Genomic DNA, 20,835 nt, shown 5'->3' on the forward strand with positions numbered 1-20,835 from the left:
CAGATCTGACGGGCGCGTTCCGCTGCGGAATATGACGATAATCAGGCGTTAACCCAATCCTCCCGCCATCGCATCCATAGGCTTTGCCTATGCCCTTGTCTTGATTGCGTTTTGAAATCGCAACATGAGACAGCTTTATTGATATTCCGCGCGTTTCCCCTACTCATCAGAAGCCACAACCTCTGATGAGAACGCGAATGACATCGGCATACGAACCCTGGAATGAAGCGCGCGGCGTCGAGATCATCGCCGAACACGACAAGCTCGAAGGCGCGACGCTGGTGATCCTGCACGCGATGCAGGAGGCATTCGGTTACGTGCCGGAACCCGCCATCCCGATGATCGCATCCGCGCTCAGTCTTTCGCGCGCCGAAGTGCATGGCGTGTTCACGTTCTATCATGATTTCCGGCACGAACCGGCCGGCCGGCATGTGCTGAAACTGTGCCGCGCCGAGGCCTGCCAGGCCGCAGGGGGCGACGCCCTCGCCGCGCGTGCGGAAGCCAAGCTCGGCATATCGATCGGAAACACCACCGCCGATTCGCGCGTCACGCTGGAGCCGATCTATTGCCTCGGGCTGTGCGCCACCGCGCCATCGGCGATGCTGGATGGCCGCGTCGTCGGACGGCTGGATGAAGCGCGCCTCGATGCGCTGATGGCGGAGGCGCAGCGATGACGATGCGCATCTTCGTTCCCCGCGATGCCGGTGCGGTCGCCGTGGGCGCCGATGAAGTGGCCACGGCACTCGAGCGTGCCGCTGTCAAAGGCGGTATCGCCGTTGAGATCATCCGGACGGGATCGCGCGGGCTCTATTGGCTGGAGCCGATGGTCGAGGTCGCGACGTCGCAGGGCCGCGTCGCGTTCGGTCCGGTGACTGCGGTCGATGTGCCATCCGTATTTGATGCCATGGCCGCCGGCGGTTCGCACCCGTTGAAGCTCGGCCTCACCGACGAAATTCCATGGCTGAAGCGGCAGACCCGTTTGACCTTCGCACGCTGCGGCGTGATCGATCCGCGCTCGGTCAAGGATTATCGCGACCACGACGGCTACAAGGGGCTGGAGCGCGCGCTGACGCTGACCTCGGACGAAATCCTCGCCGACGTCACGGCGTCCGGGTTGCGCGGGCGCGGCGGCGCCGGGTTCCCGACCGGCATCAAGTGGAAGACGGTGGCGCAAGCCCAAGCCGATCGCAAATACATCGTCTGCAACGCCGACGAAGGCGACAGCGGCACCTTTGCCGACCGCATGATCATGGAGGGTGACCCCTTCGTCGTGATCGAGGGCATGACGATCGCAGGTGTCGCCGTCGGCGCCACCAAGGGCTACATCTACATCCGCTCGGAATATCCGCATGCGGTGGCGGCGATGAACGCCGCGATCACGGTCGCCCGGCGCACCGGTTATCTCGGCGAGCGCATCGTCGGCTCCAATCACACGTTCGACCTCGAAGTCCGAGTCGGCGCCGGCGCCTATGTCTGCGGCGAGGAAACCTCGCTGCTGGAAAGCCTCGAGGGCCGCCGCGGCATCGTCCGCGCAAAACCACCGCTGCCGGCCCACAAGGGCCTGTTCGGCCGGCCGACGGTGATCAACAACGTGCTGTCGTTCGCTGCGATCCCCTTCATCCTCGCCGGCGGCGCCAAGACCTATGCCGACTACGGCATGGGCCGCTCGCGCGGCACGATGCCGATCCAGCTTGCCGGCAACATCAAGCACGGCGGACTGTTCGAGACCGCGTTCGGCATCACGCTCGGCGAACTGATCGACGATATTGGCGGTGGCACCGCGAGTGGCCGCCCAGTGCGCGCCGTGCAGGTCGGTGGACCTCTTGGCGCGTATTTCCCTCGCGCCCTGTTCGACACGCCGTTCGACTATGAGGCGTTTGCGGCGCGCGACGGGCTGATCGGCCATGCCGGCGTCGTCGTGTTCGACGACTGTGTCGACATGGCGAAGCAGGCGCGCTTTGCGATGGAATTCTGCGCGGTCGAATCCTGTGGCAAGTGCACGCCGTGCCGGATCGGCTCGACGCGCGGCGTCGAGACCATCGACAAGATCATCCGCGGCGAGCGCACCGCCGAAAACCTCGCCGTGGTCGAAGACCTCTGCAACACCATGAAATTCGGCTCGCTGTGCGCGCTCGGCGGCTTCACGCCCTACCCCGTCATGAGCGCATTGAAACATTTCCGGGAAGATTTTGGCCCGGCGCCGGCCACCCTTCAGGCCGCGGAATAGGAGACTGACAATGTCCTTGATCGAAGAGATCGACTTCGGCACGCCCCGCTCGAAATCCGAGGCGATGGTGACGCTCACCATCGACGGCAACAGCGTCACGGTGCCCGAGGGCACCTCCATCATGCGCGCGGCCATGGAAGCCGGCACGCAAATCCCGAAACTTTGCGCGACCGACATGGTCGATGCCTTCGGCTCCTGCCGGCTCTGCCTGATCGAGATCGAGGGCCGCGCCGGTACGCCGGCCTCCTGCACCACGCCCGCCATGAACGGGCTTGTCGTGCACACCCAGACCGAGCGTCTGAAGAAGCTGCGCAAGGGCGTGATGGAATTGTACATCTCCGACCATCCGCTGGACTGCCTGACCTGCGCCGCCAACGGCGATTGCGAATTGCAGGATATGGCCGGCGCGGTCGGCCTGCGCGACGTGCGCTACGGCTATGAGGGCGAGAACCACGTGTTCGCCAAGGCGGACGGCTGCACCAACGACAACTGGATGTCAAAGGACGAGTCCAACCCGTACTTCACCTACGATCCCTCGAAATGCATCGTCTGCTCGCGCTGCGTCCGCGCCTGCGAAGAGGTGCAAGGCACCTTCGCGCTGACGATCTCGGGTCGCGGCTTTGACAGCCGCGTCTCGCCGGGCATGAGCGAAAGCTTCCTCGGTTCCGAATGCGTGTCCTGCGGCGCCTGCGTGCAGGCCTGCCCGACCGCGACGCTGACGGAAAAATCCGTCATCGAGATCGGCCAGCCCGAGCATTCGGTGGTCACCACCTGCGCCTATTGCGGCGTCGGCTGCACCTTCAAAGCTGAAATGCGCGGCGAGGAAGTCGTGCGCATGGTTCCCTACAAGGACGGCAAGGCCAATCGCGGCCACTCCTGCGTCAAGGGCCGCTTCGCGTGGGGCTACACCACCCACAAGGAGCGCATCCTCAAGCCGATGATCCGCGAGAGCATCGATGATCCCTGGCAGGAGGTGTCGTGGGACGAAGCGTTCGGCTTCGCCGCTGCCAAGTTCAAAGGCATCCAACAGAAGTATGGCCGAGATGCCGTCGGCGGCATCACGTCCTCCCGTTGCACCAATGAGGAAACCTATCTGGTGCAAAAACTGATCCGCGGCGGTTTTGGCAACAACAACGTCGATACCTGCGCCCGCGTCTGCCATTCGCCGACCGGCTACGGCCTGTCGACGACGTTCGGCACCTCGGCCGGCACCCAGGATTTCGACTCGGTCGAACACACCGACGTCGTCATGGTCATCGGCGCTAATCCGGCCTCCGCGCATCCCGTGTTCGCCTCGCGGCTGAAGAAGCGGCTGCGCCAGGGCGCCAAGCTGATCGTGCTCGATCCGCGGCGAACCGAAATGGTGGAAGGGCCGCATATGAAGGCGCTGCATCTGCCGCTGATGCCCGGCACCAACGTCGCCGTGCTCACCGCGCTGGCCCATGTCATCGTCACCGAAGGCCTCGTCGATGAAGCCTTCGTGCGCGAGCGCTGCGACTGGAGCGAGTTCGAGGAATGGGCGGCCTTCGTCGCCCAGAAGAACAACAGCCCGGAAGCCACCGCGCTCATGACCGGTGTCAACCCGAAGGATTTGCGCGAAGCGGCACGGCAATTCGCGACCGGCGGCAATAGCGCGATCTATTACGGACTCGGCGTCACCGAGCACAGCCAGGGCTCGACCACGGTGATCGCGATCGCCAACCTCGCGATGGCGACCGGAAATATCGGCCGTCCCGGCGTCGGCGTGAATCCGCTGCGCGGCCAAAATAACGTCCAGGGCTCCTGCGACATGGGCTCGTTCCCGCATGAGCTGCCCGGCTATCGCCATATCTCGGGCGACGCCGTGCGCGACCAGTTCGAGGCGATGTGGAACGTCAAGCTCAATCCCGAGCCGGGCCTGCGCATTCCCAACATGTTCGACGCCGCGATCGAAGGCACCTTCATGGGCATCTATGTGCAGGGCGAGGATATCCTGCAGTCCGACCCCAACACCAAGCATGTGGTGGCGGCGCTGTCGTCGATGGAATGCGTCATCGTGCATGACCTCTTCCTCAACGAGACCGCCAACTACGCCCATGTGTTCCTGCCGGGATCGACCTTCCTGGAGAAGGACGGCACCTTCACCAACGCCGAACGCCGCATCCAGCGCGTCCGCAGGGTGATGACGCCGCTCAATGGCATGGCCGACTGGGAAGTCACCATCGCCCTCGCCAGGGCGATGGGCTACGAGATGCACTATGATCATCCCTCGCAGATCATGGACGAGATCGCGGCGCTGACGCCGACCTTTGCCGGCGTCTCCTACGCCAAGCTGGAAGAACTCGGCTCGGTGCAGTGGCCCTGCAACGAGAAGGCGCCGGAAGGCACGCCAGTCATGCATATCGGCGGCTTCGTCCGCGGCAAGGGCAAGTTCGTCATCACCGAATACATCCCGACCGACGAGCGCACCGGGCCACGCTATCCGCTGCTGCTGACCACCGGCCGCATCCTCAGCCAGTACAATGTCGGCGCGCAAACTCGCCGCACCGAAAACGTCGTCTGGCATGCCGAGGACCGGCTCGAGATCCACCCACACGACGCCGAGCAGCGCGGCGTGCGCGATGGCGATTGGGTGCGGCTCAAGAGCCGCGCCGGCGAGACCACGCTGCGCGCGGAGATCACCGACCGCGTTGCGCCGGGTGTCGTCTACACCACGTTCCACCATCCGGACACGCAGGCCAACGTCATCACCACGGACTTTTCCGACTGGGCCACCAATTGCCCGGAATACAAGGTCACGGCGGTGGAGATTTCGCCGTCCAACGGTCCGTCCGAATGGCAAAAAGCTTATGACGAGCAGGCCCGCCACTCGCGCCGGATCGCACCGGCTGAGGCTGCGGAGTAACGCAATGCCCGGCCCGGTCCATACCGCCCATCGGCAGATCTGGCGCGATGGCAGCCTCAGCGAAGGCACGCGCCTGATCCCGGAGGAGACTGCGTTGGCGCTGACCTATAATGGCGGCACCTACGCCGTCATGATGGGCTCGCCGCAGAATTTGCTGGATTTCGCCATCGGGTTCAGCCTCAGCGAAGGCATCGTGCAGTCGTCCGACGAGATTGATTCACTCGACATCGTCGAACTGGATGACGGAATCGAGTTGCGGATGTGGCTGGCGTCCTCAAAGGCGGAGCTGCTGAGCGAGCGGCGGCGGTATATCGCCGGTCCAACCGGTTGCGGCATTTGCGGTATCGACTCGATCGCCGAGGCGGTTCGCCCTGCCGCCGTGGTCGCCAAGGGGCGAACCTTCTCGCCACGCGAGATCATGGCGGCGATGGCGAGCGTTGCCCCGCTGCAGACGATCAATATCGAGACCCGCGCGGTGCACGCCGCGGCGTTCTGGATGCCGACGCGCGGCATCGTCGCGTTACGCGAGGACGTCGGCCGCCACAATGCGCTCGACAAGCTCGCTGGTGCGCTGGCGCAAGCGAAAATTTCCACCGCCGACGGCATGGTGCTTTTGACCAGCCGCGTCTCGGTCGAGATGGTGCAAAAGACTGCCGCGATGGGCGCCCCATTGATGGTCGCGGTGTCAGCGCCAACAGCGTTGGCCGTCCGGATGGCGGATGCCGCCGGCATCACCCTCGTCGCCATCGCACGTACGGACGGCTTCGAAGTCTTTACTCATCCGGAAAGAATTAAGGCCGCTATCGAGGCCAAGGAAGCCGCTCATGTCGCCTGATCGCTTGATCTATATGGCCAATCAAATTGGCGCGTTCTTTAGGAGCCAGGGCCACGACAAGGCGGTGCCGGGCATTGCCGAACACATCCAGAAGTTCTGGGACCCGCGGATGCGCAAGGCGATCTTTGCTCACCTGGACGCCGGTGGCGCAGGTCTGGATCCCAATGTCCACGATGCGCTCGTGTCGCTGAAGAAAGTTCAAGCACCTGGCTGATCCCGAATTCACCGCAAGGTTCTGCCGGTCGCGCGAGCAACCGGCAGAATTCGGCCGTCCGGAGACTGCAGCGGTCGGCTACATTCCCATGATGGCAATATCCTTCACCGTGCCGCTCATGCCGGTGATCTGTGCGGCCTCGGTCGCCTTTCCGGTAGCGAGGTCGACGCTGTAGAGCGTGCCGTCCGCCATCAGCCAGGCCTCGTTCTTGCCGGCGCCGTCGGACCAGATGTCGAACGCGACGCTGTCCGCCTTGATCCCGAGCTTGCCGATCGCGCCGAGCACGCCGTCATTCGGCGGCGCCTGCTTGATCAGTCCGCCGATGGTCGCATCGATGTTGAACAGGGCCGTCTCCTTCGCGCCCTTCACCGAATTGGTATAGGCGCCGGCGACGATGTTCGGCTTCTCGCCCTTGTGCATGTCGCCGTCGGCAAACTTGTGGTCGCCGTCCTTGGTCACCTTGCCGTCATCGACATTGGCCCGCAGGTTCATCCCGTCGGCGCCCATCACGCGCAGGCGGTCCGCCACCGGATTGAAATCGACCGTCGCGGCCACGCCCCTGGCAAGCATGGTGTCGAGCTTCGACTTCATCGTGGCCTTGCCGTCCGTTGCGATGGTCACAATGGTGCCATCGTCGACCAGTCCATAGAGCATGCCGTCGGCCGGACGTACGTCGATGCCGACCAGCGCGCCGGAAATGCCGGTGACCTTGACGGACCCGGTCGCCTTCTTCTGCGCGGTATCGACCATCGCAATGGTGTCGCCGCCGATCAGGGCTGCGACCTGCGCGGCGTTGGCGGCTGCGGATGACAGCAATAATGCCGCCGAGGTGGCGAAAATCGAACGATAATTCATCGGTGAGCTCCCTGTGTTGCCATGATCCTCTCGGGACCAACACAGCGGGTACCGGCGGCGCGGCGAAATGGATGCAGCACCTGAAAATAATTTTCGGACCATGCATCCAAATGCCGCATCTCAAGGTAGAACACCTATGCAAAGGCATAGACATGACCGGAAATGGCACCATCACCGCCAGCCTGCAGGCTCCCGCCCCGCCAGATGGGGAACGCGAGGCGCAGCTTGCCGCGGCCCTGGCGCGTTGCGCGGCCGGCGACCGCAGCGCGTTGCGCGTGATCTACGACAGCGAGGCGCCGCGCATGGTCGGCATCGCCCGCCGCATCCTGTTTCGGCAGGACCTTGCGGAAGAGGCGGTACACGACGCCTTTATCCGGATCTGGCATGGCGCGGCCGGCTTCGATCCGCGCCGCGGCAGCGCACGGGGCTGGCTCTATGCGGTGGTGCGCAACCGCGCGCTGAGCATTCATCGCGATGAGCACCGCTATGAAACATCGGATGAAAGCGCCCAGGATGTCGACTGCGAGGCCACTCTGTCGCGGATGCCGGAGACCAGCGCACTACGCCGGTGTCTCGAGCAGATCGACCGCCCGCGCCGCGACGTGGTGGTGCTGGCCTATGTGCATGGCATGAGCCACGGCGAACTGGCGGGAAGGCTCAAGGTTCCACTCGGCACGGTCAAGAGCTGGGTGCGGCGCAGCCTGTTTGCGTTGCAGGAGTGCATGGGATGAACCCGCACGACGCCGATAACGCCATGGCCGGCGATTACGTGATGGGCCTCCTCGATGGGGCGGAACAAGCCGCCGCTGAACAGCGCATCGCAACCGACCACTCATTTGCTCAGGCCGTCAGCGCGTGGCGGACACGGCTTGCTGACCTCGATCTCACGGCCGAGGAAACCCCACCGAGCCCGGCGCTTTGGCAGCGCATCGCGGATGCGACCAAGATCGCGCCGATTGACGCCCTGCCCTCTGCACGCGCCGCGCTGCGTGGCACCACGCTGTGGGACAACATCCGGTTCTGGCGCGGCCTCGGTATCGGCGGCGCCTTCGCTGCAGCGCTTTTTGCAACGATCATGATCGGTGCGCTGGCGACGTCGCGCCAGCTTCGTCACGACATGCTCGCACTCGCGCAGCGCAAGCCGGTTTACGTCGCCGTGCTGGTGAACGACACCACCAAAGAGGCCGGGGCCATCGTCAACGCGTTTTCGAACGGCCGGGTCGAGCTGATACCGTTGCGGCCGATCGAGGTTCCCGCCGGCCGCACGCTGCAGGTTTGGACCTTGTGGGATCGCGCGGTCGGCCCGAAATCGATCGGCGTCACCGGTCAGTCGCGCACGCTGCAGCTCGACCTGGAGGCGCTGCCGGAAACCGTGCAGGATCAACTGTTCGAGATCACGCTGGAGCCGGAAGGCGGCTCACCCATCGGACGGCCGACCGGCCCAATCCTGTTCAAGGGCAATGCGGCACGGGCGTTGTAGTCGACCTGAAGCCTGATGAAGCAAGCGTGAATCGATGTGATCCGTCACCCTGAGGTGGCCGTGCGCAGCGCGGCCCTCGAAGGGGCGACGGCCACGGGCCGCTCATCCTTCGAGGCTCGCTTCGCTCGCACCTCACAGGATGACGGAGATGGTGCGCGCGCATGCATCGATCTGAAATCATCGCGGGTTAGCCTCCGCCCACCAGCGCCAGGAACACCCGCCTCACCTCGCCTTGCGTCTCGCGCACCCTTGCCTCCAGCGTCGAGAAATCAGGCGTGTCGCCCGCCCGCGCCATCACGTGCAAGAGATTATCGCCCGAGGTTTCCGGATTGAACTTGCCGGTGACGCAAAGCCTGATGATCTGCGTCAGGTCGTGATAGAGCCGCGCCGCGGAGCGCAAAATCTCGGCGTCGGACTGCGGCAGCACGCCGAGGCGCGCGGCGTTGTCGAGCACCTGCAGCGTGGAGACGTTGAGGATTTCGGGTTTCTCCGCGGCGTGCACGAGCTGCAGATACTGCGCGATGAAATCGATATCGACCAGTCCGCCTGCGGCCTGCTTGAGGTCCCAGATGTCGTCCTCGCCCTTTTCCTGCGCAATCGCCCGGCGCATGTCGGCGACGTCGCCGGCGGTGGAGGCCGCGTCGCGCGGCCGCGTCAGCACGCTGCGGATGGTGCCCTCGATCCTTGCACGAAACGCCGGCGAAGCCGAAATCACCCGCGCCCGCGTCAGCGCCATGTGCTCCCAGGTCCAGGCTTCGCGTTCCTGGTAGTCCGCGAATGAATCGATCCGCGATGCCAGCGGCCCGGCGCGGCCCGAGGGGCGCAACCGCATGTCGACTTCATAGAGCACGCCGTAATTGGTCCGCGTGGTGAACGCCGAGATCAGCCGCTGGGTCAGCCGCGCGAAATATTGCGCGCCGTGCAGCGATCGCTCGCCGTCGGAATCGGGATTATCCCCGTCGAAATCGTACAGCAGGATCAGGTCGAGGTCGGAGGACGCCGTCATCTCGCGGCTGCCGAGCCGGCCCATCGCGAGGATCGCGGTCTCCTGCCCCTTGATGCGGCCGTATTGGGTCGAGAACTGATCCCTGACCAGGCCGTGCACGGTGTGCACGATGCCTTCGGCGACGTCGGCAAAGGCGACGCTGGCCTGCTGGGCAGAAACTGTACCAGAGAGAATGCGCGTGCCAATCAGGAACAGGCTCTCCTGGCCGAACAGCCGCAGGCGATCGAGAAAGTCTTCGTAGGAGTCCGCGTCCTTCAGCGTCGCCGCCAGCCGCGCCGACAACTCCTTCTGGTCCGGCATCGCGCCGAAGAAACGCGGATCGATCAGGCCGTCCATGATCTGCGGCTGGCGCGCCAGCATGTCGCCGAGCCGCGGCGCTGCACCCAGGATCAGCGCCACCAGCGCGACCAGGTCACGGTTCTCCCTCAAGAGCGAGATCAGCCGGCCGCCGCGCTGCAACGCGCCGAGAAAGCGATCGAACGCGGTCACGGCGTCATCGGGATCTTCGGCATGCGCCAGCCCGTCGATCAGGCCGGGCACGAATTCGATGAAGGCTGACTTGGTCGCTTCATTGCGGAGCGCGCGGTAATTGCCCTGCATCCAGAGTTGCAGGGTGCCAGCCACCGCGACCGGCTTCTTGAAGCCGAGCGTCGCCAGATGGTCGAGCAGGCGCGCATCCTCAGGTCCGGCGGCGTAGTTGACCTGCGGCAGCTTCACCGTGCCGGCGGGATCGCCCTCGAACAGCTTGCCGTAATGCCCCTGCACGATGTTGAGATGGCCGAGCAGGTCTTTCGCAAAGGCTGCCCGGCTCTCATAGCCGAAGAAGTTCGCAAAGCGCTCGACGGCCGCGGCATCCTCGGGGAGCGCATGGGTCTGCTCGTCCGCGATCATCTGCAGCCGGTGCTCCACGCTGCGCAGGAACTCATAGGCCGCCGTCAATTCGTCACAGGCCTGAAAGGTGATCCAGTTGCTGGTGGCCAGGACTTGCAACGCGTGCAGCGTGGGGCGCACCCGCAATTGCGGATGGCGGCCGCCGGCAATGAGCTGTTGCGTCTGCGCGAAGAACTCGATCTCGCGAATGCCGCCGCGGCCGACCTTGACGTTATGGCCTTCGACCGAAATCTCGCTCTGGCCGCGATAGGTCTGCATCTGCCGCTTCATGTCGTGGACGTCGGCAAGCGCGGCAAAATCCAGATGCTTGCGCCAGACGAACGGCGAAAGTTCCGTGATCAGCGCCTCGCCCGCTTTGGCGTCGCCAGCGCAAACGCGCGCCTTGATCATCGCGGCGCGCTCCCAGGTCCGGCCTTCGCGCTCGTAATAATGCAGTGCCGCGTCGGTGGAGATCGCGACCTGCGTCGAGGCCGGATCGGGCCGCAGGCGCAGATCGACGCGGAACACGTAGCCGTCGCCGGAGCGTTGCTGCAGCAGGCGGGCCAGCGCCTGCGTCACGCGCACGAAGAACGGCGCCGGCTCGATGTCGGCGACCAGCGAGGTGGCGGCGGGATCGAAAAACACGATCAGGTCGATGTCGCTGGAATAGTTTAGCTCGCCCGCGCCCATCTTGCCCATCGCGAGCACGATCAGGCCAGAGCCTTCCTCCGGCCGGTCATAATTGAAGACGGTCATGCGGCCCCGCGCAACTTCCTGACGCAACAGAAAGCGCAAGCCCGCCTGCACCGAGGTTACCGCAAGATCGGTCAGCGCCGCCGTCACCCGCATCACCGGCCAGACCCCGCCGATGTCGCACAGCGCGATCAGCAACGCGGCCTCCGACTTCATGCGGCGAAGCAGGTGCATGACGTCGGCCTCGCCGGCGGCGGCGAGCACGTCGCGCGAGGTGTTCTCGATCAGCGAGGTGAGATGCTGTTCCGGGTCGCATGCCAGGAGGCGGAGCAGCCGCGCGGCATCGGCGCGGATCAGGTCGAACAGGTACGGCGAGAACTCGGCGATGCCGAGCAGGATGGCCCGGGCCGGCGGACGATCCAGCCACGCGCCGATCTCAGCCGCCTGCCGCGGCTCCAGTTCGGCGAGCCAGTCTCCCAGGCGGTGTTCGGCGTTGCTGCTGGCGGTAATATGCGGCCCGCTCACGAACCGCGCGGCCAAGGCAGAGGAATTCATGCCACCTTCTGTGGCACATCCGGCGTTTGGGCCGCAAGCCTGTCAGCCGCGGCAGATAGCGCCGGGATGACCAGCGTCGCGGTCAGGCCGGGATGCGAATCGCCGAGCCTGAGTTCGCCCCCGTGCAGGGTCGCGACCGCGGACGCCAGGCTGAGGCCAAGCCCGGAACCCGGCAGCGTCCGGCTCGCCTCGAGCCGCACGAACCGCTCGACCGCGTGCTTGCGGTCCCCTTCGGGGATACCCGGTCCATGGTCGGTGACGCTGAGCAGCACATGGTCGCGCTCGCGCCGCGCCTCGATCAGGATCTCCCTGGTGCGTGCAGCGGCGGCAGGATCCAGCGGCTGCACCACCGGCGACGCCTTGCCGTATTTGATGGCGTTCTCGACCAGGTTGGCGAGCGCCTGGCTGATCAGCTCACGGTTGCCGTGCAGCCGCGCGGTCGCGGCCTTGACGCGCAGGGTCATGCCGTCGTCCTCGGCCAGCGGCTCATACAGTTCGTGGATGCCCTTGGCGACGTCGGCCGCGTCGAAATCATCCATGTTGCCGCGCGCCTGCCCGGACTCGGCGCGCGCAATCATCAAGAGCGCGTTGAAGGTGCGGATCAGGCCGTCGGATTCCTCGATGGTCCGCTCCAGCGCGGCGCGGTATTCGGCCTCGCTGCCGGAACTCGCCAGCGCCTCCTCGGCGCGGTTGCGCATGCGCGTCAGCGGTGTCTTCAAATCATGCGCGATGTTGTCGGAGACTTCCTTCAGCCCCGTCATCAGCGCCTCGATGCGCTCCAGCATGGCGTTGAGGTTTTCCGCGAGGCGGTCGAGTTCGTCGCCGCTGCGTCCGACCGGCAGGCGCCCGGAAAGGTCGCCGGCCATGATGCGCCTGGTGGTGCCGGTCATGGCATCGATCCGCTGCAGCACCCGCCGCGCCACGAAGATGCCGCCGCCGATGCCAAGCACGATGACGACCAGCAGCGACCATTGCGCGGCCTTGGCGACGATGCCGAACAGCCGCCGCCGTTCCTCAAGATCGCGGCCGACCAGCAGCCTGAATCCGTTGTCAAGTTCGGTGACACGCACCAGCGCGCGATGATTGGTGGTATCCTGCTCGTCGAGCCTGCGATACATCGTCTCCGACCAGCCTGTGGAGGCCATCACGCCCGGGGACAGCGATTCGACATTGCCGCCGAACGCTTTCCCCTCAGGCGTGGTGACAAGATAGAGATTGGCGCCAGGCCGCAGCGCGCGGTAGCCGAGCGTGTTGTAAAGGCCGCGCAGGCCGCGGCGCGTGTAGATGGTCTCGATCTCGGCGATCTCGGCATTGACGATCGTGGTGATCTGCTCGTTGATCATCCGCCGCGTATTCCAGGCGAAATAACCCAGCAGCGACGCGGCAAACAGCGCGAACAGAAACAGATAGACCAGCGTCAGCCGGAACGCCGTGGTGCGGATCAGTTTACCGAAGGCCGTCACGGATCATGTATCCGGCGCCGCGGATCGTGTGCAGCAAGGGGCGTTCAAAACCCTTGTCGATCTTGGAGCGCAGCCGCGAAATATGCACATCGATAACGTTGGTCTGCGGATCGAAATGATAATCCCAGACATTTTCCAGAAGCATGGTGCGGGTCACCACCTGGCCCGCATGCTTCATTAGATATTCGAGCAGACGAAACTCGCGCGGCTGCAGCGTCAACTCGTCCTTGCCGCGCGCAACGCGATGAGAAAGACGGTCGAGCTCGAGATCGCCGACGCGGTAGGTGGTCTCTTCGGCGGGGCCGACATTGCGGCGCGACAACACTTCGACGCGCGCCTGCAGTTCGGCGAATGAATAGGGCTTTGGCAGATAATCGTCGCCGCCGGCGCGCAGGCCCTTGATGCGGTCATCGACCTGGCCGAGCGCGGAGAGGATCAGGACCGGCGTGCGGTTGCCCTTCTCGCGCAGCGCACCGATCACGGACAGGCCGTCGCGCTTGGGTAGCATGCGGTCCACCACGAGCACGTCGTAATCCCCGCCATCGGCCATCGACAGGCCCTCGTCGCCATCGCTGGCGAGATCGGCAACATGGCCGACTTCACGGAACGCCTTGACCAGATAGTCGGCGGACTCGCGGTCGTCTTCGATGATCAAAAGGCGCATTTGCGAGGCAGTTGCGGTCACTGGGAACATGCTTTCTCTCACCATGGCGCGGCCGCCCTGCACATGCAAGGCGACCGGCCAATCTCTCGATCAAGTGAAAAGAGCGGGCGGTGAAGCTGGGGGACCTCACCGCCCTTAGGCCCTTCCGACGGAGGGGGGCGTATTCCGCTGGAAGGTAGCCAGAGGGAGCGAGTTCTCGACCCGCTCCCCGGAAGGAGACGTCGGCGGGGGCGACGAATGCCGGCGTAACCCTCCATCTGGTATCTAGTCCTCGTTTAGCCCTTCGCCAGCGGCACCGCCACGAAGCGCGACGAACCGCCGCTCTTCACGCGCATGAGAACGCTGTTCTTGTTGTCGGTGCGGGCGGCGTCGATCGCCTCACGCACCTCGCCGGCGGTGCCGACGCTCTTGCCGGCGACTTCGAGAATGACGTCGCCTTCCTTGAAGCCGCGCTCAGCCGCCGCGCTCTTCGGGTCGACCTCGGTAACCACGACGCCTTCCCTGCCGGCGCCGGCCACGCTGTTGGCGGGGGCAACCGTCAGGCCGAGCTTCGGCACGCCGGTTCCCTTGCTCAGGCTACCCTTGTCTTCCTTGTCGGTGTCGGCCTTGGCCTCGATCGTGTTCGGCAACTGGCCGAGCGTGAGGTTGATGACCTTATCCTGGCCCTTCTGCAGCACGTTGAGCTTTACCGCGGCGCCGGGCGCGAGGCCGCCGATGGTGCGGGCGAGCTCCTTGGCATCCTTGACCGGCTCGCCATTCACGCCGGTGATGACGTCACCCGACTGAATACCGGCCTTGGCTGCCGGACCATTCGACTGCGGTTCCGCTACCAGTGCGCCTTCCGCCTTCTTCATGCCGAGGCTGTCGGCGATGTCGGACGTGACCGGCTGAATCTGGACGCCGATCCAGCCGCGGCTGACCGAGCCCTTGTCCTTGAGCTGGGCGATCACGTTCTTGACCGTCGAAGCAGGGATCGAGAACGCGATGCCGACGCTGCCGCCGGACGGCGAATAGATCGCGGTGTTGACGCCCATCACCTCGCCATTGGTGTCGAACGCCGGACCGCCGGAGTTGCCCTTGTTCACGGGCGCGTCGATCTGGATGAAATCGTCATACGGGCCGTTGCCGATGTCGCGGCCGGAGGCCGAGACGATGCCGGCGGTCACGGTGCCGCCGAGGCCGAACGGGTTACCAACCGCCAGCACCCAGTCGCCGATCCGCGGCTTGCTATCGGACAGTTTGGCGAACGGGAAATCCTTGCTGCCTTCGACCTTGATCAGCGCCAGGTCGGTGCGTGGATCGGTGCCGATTACCTTCGCGGTGAAGGTCTTGCCATCGTCCATCGTGACTTCGACCTTGTCGGCGCCATCGACCACGTGGTTGTTGGTCACGGCATAGCCGTCAGGCGAGATGAAGAAACCGGAACCCTGACCCGTCACCGGGCCACGGCCGCCACGCGGTCCGCCGCGCAGGCCGGGCGGCAAGCCATCCGGACCGCCGAAGCGGCGGAAGAAGCGCTCCATCGGCGAGCCCGGCTGGAACGGCGAGTCGTCGTCCTTGTTGGCGCTGTCGTCCTTGGAACTCTTGTCGGCGATGTTGATCTTGACCGAAATCACCGACGGCTTCACGCGCTCGACGATGTCTGCGAATCCGATCGGCCGCTCGACCTTGCGGACCTCGTTATTGACCTGCGCATGCGCCGCGCTGGTGAAGACGTCGATGGGGCCCTGCTGCGGCGAGAAGCCATAGACGGCGGCGCCGAGACCGGCGACGACGGAAGCCATCAGCGCGAATTTGCGCGCGGAGAACAGCCTGCGGCGCGCGCCGTAGGACGGTAGCGAGGAAAGATCGACGGGACGTTCGGTCATGTTTCTAAAATCTCCAGAGAAAGCGAATTCGACGGTGCGGGGAGCCGGGCACCTGACAGGACTGAACATGGGGTTTGCCGCCTTACCGCGCGCTGGCTAGGGAATTAAACTTTTGTAATGCAGGCGGTCATGGATGCGGCAGAATATCGCAGGCGAATCAGCCGGTTAGCTCTGCGGCTTTTCCGTGAAATTCTGCCTGGGACAGTCACGGAAGGCGGTCAGACCGGGATCGGTTTCGCGGGACGGACGATACACGGGATACCAAGCTCTGCCCTTCGGCGCCGACAGCGTAAACGGCGCAACGAGACGTGCGCGGCGCGGGTCAAAGCGTCCTTCCCGAACCCGCCTTCAGCTCTTCTTCATCTTCAGCCGGCCCATGAAATCGCGCTTGCCGAGCGGCACGCCGTTGGTGCGCAGGATGTCGTAGGCCGTGGTGGCGTGGAAATAGAAGTTTGGCAGCGAAAACGACATCAGAAAGCCCTCTGCCGTGAACGGCAGCTTGTGATCGCCGAGGAGAAAGACGACGTCGCGGCCCCCGAGCGCATTGACGGCGTCCGGCGTCCAGCCCTCCAGAGCCTCTCGGGTTTGCGCGACCAGCGCCTGCAATCCAGCGTAATCGTACGGCGTCTTGAACGAGGGCGGACGAAATTCTCCGCTCTGCACGGCTTCAATGGCGCCGCGGGAATGTTGGGCGACGGAGATGATCTGAAAACGCAGCGGCAGCATGTCCGGCGCCAGCCGCGCCTCGACCATGGTTTCCGGATCGATGTTCTTTTCGCGGAAATGAACGAGGCCGCGGTCGAGGAAGCCGCCGACGGCGCCGAGGATCTGCAGATAATTCGCCACGCTGGCGTCGTAGAGTGAAAGAGCCATGTCCGGTTTCCCCCTGTGCCGTGTTTATTTTGACCAGAGGGATGTCATAGCGGAAACCGGCCCGCTTGCAACGGCCGGCTAGGCCTGCTTGTCCGACGTCTCCGCCGCGAGCAGGCGCTCCAGCCTCACCTCTTCCTCTTCCGTCAGGTGCGAGGGATCGGTTGCGCTGCCGGCCTTCGAGCGGCGGCGGCTGTAGAACCATAGCGCCAGTCCGCCTCCGATCAACGCGAGCGGCGGCAGCAGCCACAGCAGCAGCGTATGCAGCGTGAACCGCGGCTTCAGCAGCACGAACTCGCCATAGCGCGCCACCAGGAAATCGATCACCTGGCTGTCGCTGTCGCCGCCCGCGATCCGCTCGCGTACCAATAGCCGCAGGTCACGCGCCAGCGGCGCGTCGGAATCGTCGATCGACTGGTTCTGGCACACCATGCAGCGCAGCTCGCGCGACAGGTCGCGCGCCCTCGCCTCCTTCGCAGCATCCTCCATGACCTCGTCGGGCTGCACGGCATGAGCGGCCGGACATCCGATCATCATGGCGACGACAAATACGCTGGCGAGAAGCTTCCTCAACGGCTCACTCCGCCGGCTGCAGCGCACGGGCGGCCTTGGCAGGCTTCGGCGCGCCGACGCGCAGCCGCCGGTCCGAGAGCGACAGCAGGCCGCCGAACGCCATCAGCACCGGCCCCCACCAGATCAACAGCACCAGCGGCTTGTGATAGATCCGTACCGCGATGGCGCCGGCGCTGGTTTCGCCGAGCGAAACATAGAGCTGACTGGCGCCGCGGGTCAGCAGCGCGGCCTCGGTGGTCGACGCCTCCCGTGTGGTGAAGTTGCGCTTCGAGGGCGTCATCACGCGGAGCTTCTCACCGTCCAGACTGACCGTGAACTGCGCGATCATCTCGCGGAAATTCGGCCCTTGCCGCTGCGTGACGTCGTCGAGCTTCAATTGATAGCCGGCGACCCTGGCAACATCATTCGGCATCATCGAGCCGATATATTCGGTGTTCCACGTGGTCTCGCAAACGATCCCGATCAGGGCGACGCCGACGCCGGCGTGGGCGAACGCCGTCCCCCAGGTCGCGCGCGGCAATCCGCGCGCGCGCCGCAGCGCGACCGGCAAGGCGGTTCGGAACAGTCCGGCGCGTTCGGCGAGGTCGCACAAGGCGCCTGCTATGACGAATACCGCAAGTCCGATTGCGAGCGGCGCGAATGTACTGCCGCCATAGGTCCACGCCCACACCACGGCAATCGCAACCAGGGCGACAATGCCGGCGGCGGTCAGTCGCTGTGCCGCGCCGAGCAGGTCACCCCGCTTCCACGCCAATAGCGGCCCGAACGGCATCGCGAGCATCAGCGGCACGAACAAGGGGCCGAACGTCAGATTGAAGAAGGGCGCGCCGACCGAAATCTTGTCGCCGGTCAGAACCTCCAGCGCCAGCGGATACAGCGTTCCGATGAACACGGTCGCGCAGGCCGAGACAAGAAAGAGATTGTTGAGCACCAGCGCGCCTTCGCGCGAGATCGGTGCGAACAGCCCGCCCTGCTTCAGCGCGGACGCGCGCCAGGCGTACAACGACAGGCTGCCGCCGATGAACAGGCAGAGGATCAGCAGGATGAACACGCCGCGCGCCGGATCGTTCGCGAACGCATGCACCGACGTGAGCACGCCCGAGCGCACCAGGAAGGTGCCGAGCAGCGACAGCGAGAAGGTCAGGATCGACAGCAGGATGGTCCAGACCTTCAGCGCGTTGCGCTTTTCCATCACGACCGCGGAATGCAGCAGCGCGGTGCCGGCGAGCCACGGCATCAGGGAAGCGTTCTCGACCGGGTCCCAGAACCACCAGCCGCCCCAGCCGAGTTCGTAATAGGCCCAGTACGACCCCATCGCGATGCCGAGCGTGAGGAATATCCATGCCATCAGCGTCCACGGCCGCACCCAGCGCGCCCAGGCGGCGTCGATGCGGCCTTCGATCAGGGCGGCAACTGCGAACGAGAACGAGATCGAGAACCCGACATAGCCGAGATAGAGCATCGGCGGATGCACGGCGAGCCCGATGTCCTGCAGCACCGGGTTGAGGTCGCGGCCCTCGATCGGCGGGCTTGCGATGCGCAGGAAGGGATTCGAGGTGAGCAGGATGAAGAGATAGAACGCTGACGCGATCCAGCCCTGTACCGCCAGCACATGGGCGCGCAGCGACAGCGGCAAATTGTTGCCGAACGCGGCGACCAGGCCGCCGAACAGCGCCAGGATGAACACCCACAGCAGCATCGATCCTTCGTGATTGCCCCACACGCCGGTGATCTTGTAGAGCAGCGGCTTCATCGAGTGCGAGTTCTCGAACACATTGACGACGGAGAAATCCGACATCACGTGCAGCATCGTCAGCAACGCAAACGACGCCGCGACGAACAGCAATTGCGCCAGCGCACTGGAGCGCGCGACGTTCATCAGGGCATGATCGCCCCAGCGCGCGCCGAGCAACGGCACGGTGGACTGGATCAGCGCCAGTCCGAGCGCCAGCACCAGCGCGTAATGCCCGGCCTCCGCGATCATTTCGAAGCCCCCTGCACCGGCGCGGCCGAGGCCGCAGCGCCGGGCTTGGCGCCGTAATCGTCCTTCCAGTGTCCCTGTTTCTTCAAGGCGTCGGCGACATCCTTGGGCATGTAGGTTTCGTCATGCTTTGCCAGCACGGTGTCGGCCTTGAAGACGCCTGAGGCATCCAGCGCGCCTTCGGCGACGACGCCCTGCCCTTCGCGGAACAGATCCGGCAAGATTCCCTTGTAGGCGACCGGCAGCGTGGCGCCGCCGTCGGCGACGCTGAAATTGACCGCGAGATTGTCACCGCGCACCAGCGATCCCGGCTGCACCAGGCCGCCGAGGCGGAACCGCTTGCCGGGCGGGATCTGCTTCTCGGCCGCCATCGTCGGCGTGGAAAAGAACACGATGGAATCGCGCATGGCGTTCAAGACCAGCGCCGCGGCAATTGCGAGCACCGCGAGCGAACCGCCGATCATGGTCAAACGCCGTTGCTTGCGCGTCATGGCTATCCTCTGTCCCCGTGTTCAGGTTTCGGCATCATTCGCCTGTCCTCACGCATGATGTTGTCGGAAAACCGCTCCACACTTTTCGGCATCATGCGTCATCCATCAAGCCCGAGATTCTTCGCGCCCTCATTGAGCTGGCGCAAGCGTTCGGCGTCGGTGGCAACGGCCTGACGCGCGTCGGTCAGCGCGCCCACCGCCTTGTCGCGTTCGCCCATCACGATATAGGCGCGCATCAGCCGCAACCATCCCTCGACATCATGGCCGTTTTGCTTCAACCGGGTGGCAAGGCGGTCGACCATCCCGCGGATCATCGTGCCCCGGTCGGCCTCATTCATGTCCCTGGCGGCGGCCATCGTGTCGTTGGAGAGCGCCGGCGCGGCGGGGCCACCGACCCTCGTCAGCGCGGCCTCGACCAGCGGCCGCCATGGCGCGTCCGCCGGCGCCTTGGCGAGCATCGCGCGCCAGATCGTGGCGGCATCGGCCTGGCGGCCATCCTGTTCGGCGGCGAGCCCGAGGTAATAGTTTGCCCTGGGCTCATCAGCATTTTGCGCCAACGCGTGTTCGAACTCGGCTTTGGCCTCCGCCGTGACGACGCCGCCCGCAGCAGCCGCGAGCGCTTCGCCGAGATCAGAGCGGCGCTCCGCGCTGTCACCGGCATAGGTGATGGAATTGCGGTAGGCCCCGACCGCATCATCCCAACGGCCGAGACGCGCCAGCACCGGCGCCAGCACGGTCCAGCCGCGGCCGTCTGTTGGATTTTTTTCGAGATGCGCCACGACCTGCGCCACCATGTTGTCGAGCGGCTGGTTGACATCCGCCGTGCGCGTGCGCGAGGCCAGCGGAAAATCACCGAGACGCGGCGATCCGAGTGCGAGGTAGAACGTCACCGCCACGATCGGCAACCCGACCAGCGCCACAATGGCCGAGGCGCGGCGCAGACCAAGGTTCGACCGCGCCGGCAGGTCGCGCTGGCCGTCCGCGGCAGCCAGCAGGCGGCGGCCGATTTCGACGCGTGCGGCCTCGGCCTCGGACACGCCGATCAGGCCGGTTGCGACATCGCGATCGATCTCGGCGAGCTGATCCCTGTAGACCACGGCCTCACTGCCGCCGGCCTGCGCAGAAGAGCCGCGGCCCAACGGCCAAAGCACTGCGAAGATCGCCGCAACCGTCATCAGCGCGAACACAAACCACAGTGTCATCAAGCGGTTCCCGGGGACGAAACGGCGCGTCCAGGTGAGCGCCGATGCGCCGCTTTACACCACCGGCGGCAAGCCCGCCAATTGACAATTGCGGCAGAAAAACA

General features: G+C 65.1%; 17 protein-coding genes. 7 read left to right on the forward strand and 10 right to left on the reverse strand.

What is annotated here, in order from left to right:
* Positions 1–197 precede the first annotated feature (197 nt).
* From V1283_RS21660 to V1283_RS21680, 5 genes are read left to right on the forward strand one after another with little or no spacing between them, the layout of a single operon-like run.
* Positions 198–674 carry a formate dehydrogenase subunit gamma gene (locus V1283_RS21660; RefSeq protein ID WP_334388475.1) on the forward strand — a complete coding sequence of 159 codons (477 nt, stop codon included), beginning with the start codon at positions 198–200 and terminating at the stop codon, positions 672–674.
* Positions 671–2,227: a formate dehydrogenase beta subunit gene (locus V1283_RS21665; RefSeq protein WP_334388476.1), complete on the forward strand. Its 1,557-nt coding sequence runs from the start codon at positions 671–673 to the stop codon at positions 2,225–2,227. Before V1283_RS21660 ends, V1283_RS21665 begins: the two co-directional genes overlap by 4 nt.
* A gap of 10 nt (positions 2,228–2,237) precedes the next feature.
* The gene (gene fdhF / locus V1283_RS21670; protein ID WP_334388477.1) at positions 2,238–5,111 is read left to right on the forward strand and encodes a formate dehydrogenase subunit alpha; all 2,874 of its coding nucleotides are present in this window, start codon (positions 2,238–2,240) and stop codon (positions 5,109–5,111) included.
* Positions 5,112–5,115: 4 nt separating this feature from the next.
* On the forward strand, positions 5,116–5,946 hold the full coding sequence (gene fdhD / locus V1283_RS21675) for a formate dehydrogenase accessory sulfurtransferase FdhD (protein ID WP_334388478.1): 831 nt from the start codon (positions 5,116–5,118) through the stop codon (positions 5,944–5,946).
* Positions 5,936–6,160, forward strand: coding sequence for a formate dehydrogenase subunit delta (locus V1283_RS21680; RefSeq protein WP_334388479.1), 225 nt, complete (start codon positions 5,936–5,938; stop codon positions 6,158–6,160). The genes fdhD and V1283_RS21680 overlap by 11 nt, the downstream gene beginning before the upstream one ends.
* A 78-nt stretch (positions 6,161–6,238) precedes the next feature.
* Here the strand turns inward: V1283_RS21680 and V1283_RS21685 are convergent, their stop codons facing one another.
* Positions 6,239–7,015, reverse strand: a complete 777-nt coding sequence (locus V1283_RS21685; protein WP_334388480.1) for a DUF4394 domain-containing protein — start codon at positions 7,013–7,015, stop codon at positions 6,239–6,241.
* A gap of 71 nt (positions 7,016–7,086) precedes the next feature.
* Between V1283_RS21685 and V1283_RS21690 the strand changes: the two genes are divergently transcribed.
* Together V1283_RS21690 and V1283_RS21695 are read left to right on the forward strand one after the other, a co-directional pair.
* Positions 7,087–7,746, forward strand: coding sequence for a sigma-70 family RNA polymerase sigma factor (locus V1283_RS21690; RefSeq protein WP_334388481.1), 660 nt, complete (start codon positions 7,087–7,089; stop codon positions 7,744–7,746).
* Positions 7,743–8,495 carry an anti-sigma factor gene (locus V1283_RS21695; RefSeq protein WP_334388482.1) on the forward strand — a complete coding sequence of 251 codons (753 nt, stop codon included), beginning with the start codon at positions 7,743–7,745 and terminating at the stop codon, positions 8,493–8,495. The genes V1283_RS21690 and V1283_RS21695 overlap by 4 nt, the downstream gene beginning before the upstream one ends.
* A gap of 187 nt (positions 8,496–8,682) precedes the next feature.
* Here the strand turns inward: V1283_RS21695 and V1283_RS21700 are convergent, their stop codons facing one another.
* From V1283_RS21700 to ccmI, 9 genes are all read right to left on the reverse strand, one after another.
* Complete coding sequence (locus V1283_RS21700; RefSeq protein WP_334388484.1) at positions 8,683–11,619, reverse strand: bifunctional [glutamine synthetase] adenylyltransferase/[glutamine synthetase]-adenylyl-L-tyrosine phosphorylase; 2,937 nt, start codon at positions 11,617–11,619, stop codon at positions 8,683–8,685.
* The gene (locus V1283_RS21705) at positions 11,616–13,082 is read right to left on the reverse strand and encodes a sensor histidine kinase (protein WP_334388486.1); all 1,467 of its coding nucleotides are present in this window, start codon (positions 13,080–13,082) and stop codon (positions 11,616–11,618) included. Before V1283_RS21705 ends, V1283_RS21700 begins: the two co-directional genes overlap by 4 nt.
* Positions 13,066–13,746, reverse strand: coding sequence for a response regulator transcription factor (locus V1283_RS21710; protein WP_334393132.1), 681 nt, complete (start codon positions 13,744–13,746; stop codon positions 13,066–13,068). Before V1283_RS21710 ends, V1283_RS21705 begins: the two co-directional genes overlap by 17 nt.
* Positions 13,747–14,021: 275 nt before the next feature.
* Entirely contained in the window at positions 14,022–15,614 is a 1,593-nt protein-coding gene (locus V1283_RS21715; RefSeq protein WP_334388487.1) for a Do family serine endopeptidase, read from the reverse strand.
* Between the two features lie 348 nt (positions 15,615–15,962).
* A complete protein-coding gene (locus V1283_RS21720; RefSeq protein ID WP_334388488.1) occupies positions 15,963–16,487 on the reverse strand; it encodes a DUF1993 domain-containing protein in 525 nt (174 codons plus the stop codon).
* A gap of 78 nt (positions 16,488–16,565) precedes the next feature.
* Positions 16,566–17,057, reverse strand: coding sequence for a cytochrome c-type biogenesis protein (locus V1283_RS21725; RefSeq protein WP_334388489.1), 492 nt, complete (start codon positions 17,055–17,057; stop codon positions 16,566–16,568).
* A 4-nt stretch (positions 17,058–17,061) separates the two neighbouring features.
* Positions 17,062–19,041: a heme lyase CcmF/NrfE family subunit gene (locus V1283_RS21730; protein ID WP_334388491.1), complete on the reverse strand. Its 1,980-nt coding sequence runs from the start codon at positions 19,039–19,041 to the stop codon at positions 17,062–17,064.
* Complete coding sequence (ccmE, locus tag V1283_RS21735) at positions 19,038–19,529, reverse strand: cytochrome c maturation protein CcmE (RefSeq protein WP_334388492.1); 492 nt, start codon at positions 19,527–19,529, stop codon at positions 19,038–19,040. The genes V1283_RS21730 and ccmE overlap by 4 nt, the downstream gene beginning before the upstream one ends.
* A 98-nt stretch (positions 19,530–19,627) precedes the next feature.
* Positions 19,628–20,731 (reverse strand): c-type cytochrome biogenesis protein CcmI, encoded by a 1,104-nt coding sequence (ccmI, locus tag V1283_RS21740; RefSeq protein WP_334388493.1) that lies wholly within the window; start codon positions 20,729–20,731, stop codon positions 19,628–19,630.
* Positions 20,732–20,835: the final 104 nt, after the last annotated feature.

The organism is Bradyrhizobium sp. AZCC 2262 (genome assembly GCF_036924535.1).
Taxonomy (GTDB): Bacteria; Pseudomonadota; Alphaproteobacteria; order Rhizobiales; family Xanthobacteraceae; genus Bradyrhizobium.

What these genes read in the sequence shown, in the direction of transcription:
- V1283_RS21660 (WP_334388475.1), top strand. Translation starts at nt 198, where the DNA reads ATGACATCGGCATACGAACCCTGGAATGAAGCGCGCGGCGTCGAGATC.
- V1283_RS21665 (WP_334388476.1), top strand. Translation starts at nt 671, where the DNA reads ATGACGATGCGCATCTTCGTTCCCCGCGATGCCGGTGCGGTCGCCGTG.
- fdhF (WP_334388477.1), top strand. Translation starts at nt 2,238, where the DNA reads ATGTCCTTGATCGAAGAGATCGACTTCGGCACGCCCCGCTCGAAATCC.
- fdhD (WP_334388478.1), top strand. Translation starts at nt 5,116, where the DNA reads ATGCCCGGCCCGGTCCATACCGCCCATCGGCAGATCTGGCGCGATGGC.
- V1283_RS21680 (WP_334388479.1), top strand. Translation starts at nt 5,936, where the DNA reads ATGTCGCCTGATCGCTTGATCTATATGGCCAATCAAATTGGCGCGTTC.
- V1283_RS21685 (WP_334388480.1), bottom strand. Translation starts at nt 7,015, where the DNA reads ATGAATTATCGTTCGATTTTCGCCACCTCGGCGGCATTATTGCTGTCA.
- V1283_RS21690 (WP_334388481.1), top strand. Translation starts at nt 7,087, where the DNA reads ATGCAGCACCTGAAAATAATTTTCGGACCATGCATCCAAATGCCGCAT.
- V1283_RS21695 (WP_334388482.1), top strand. Translation starts at nt 7,743, where the DNA reads ATGAACCCGCACGACGCCGATAACGCCATGGCCGGCGATTACGTGATG.
- V1283_RS21700 (WP_334388484.1), bottom strand. Translation starts at nt 11,619, where the DNA reads ATGAATTCCTCTGCCTTGGCCGCGCGGTTCGTGAGCGGGCCGCATATT.
- V1283_RS21710 (WP_334393132.1), bottom strand. Translation starts at nt 13,746, where the DNA reads ATGCGCCTTTTGATCATCGAAGACGACCGCGAGTCCGCCGACTATCTG.
- V1283_RS21715 (WP_334388487.1), bottom strand. Translation starts at nt 15,614, where the DNA reads ATGACCGAACGTCCCGTCGATCTTTCCTCGCTACCGTCCTACGGCGCG.
- V1283_RS21720 (WP_334388488.1), bottom strand. Translation starts at nt 16,487, where the DNA reads ATGGCTCTTTCACTCTACGACGCCAGCGTGGCGAATTATCTGCAGATC.
- V1283_RS21730 (WP_334388491.1), bottom strand. Translation starts at nt 19,041, where the DNA reads ATGATCGCGGAGGCCGGGCATTACGCGCTGGTGCTGGCGCTCGGACTG.
- ccmE (WP_334388492.1), bottom strand. Translation starts at nt 19,529, where the DNA reads ATGACGCGCAAGCAACGGCGTTTGACCATGATCGGCGGTTCGCTCGCG.
- ccmI (WP_334388493.1), bottom strand. Translation starts at nt 20,731, where the DNA reads ATGACACTGTGGTTTGTGTTCGCGCTGATGACGGTTGCGGCGATCTTC.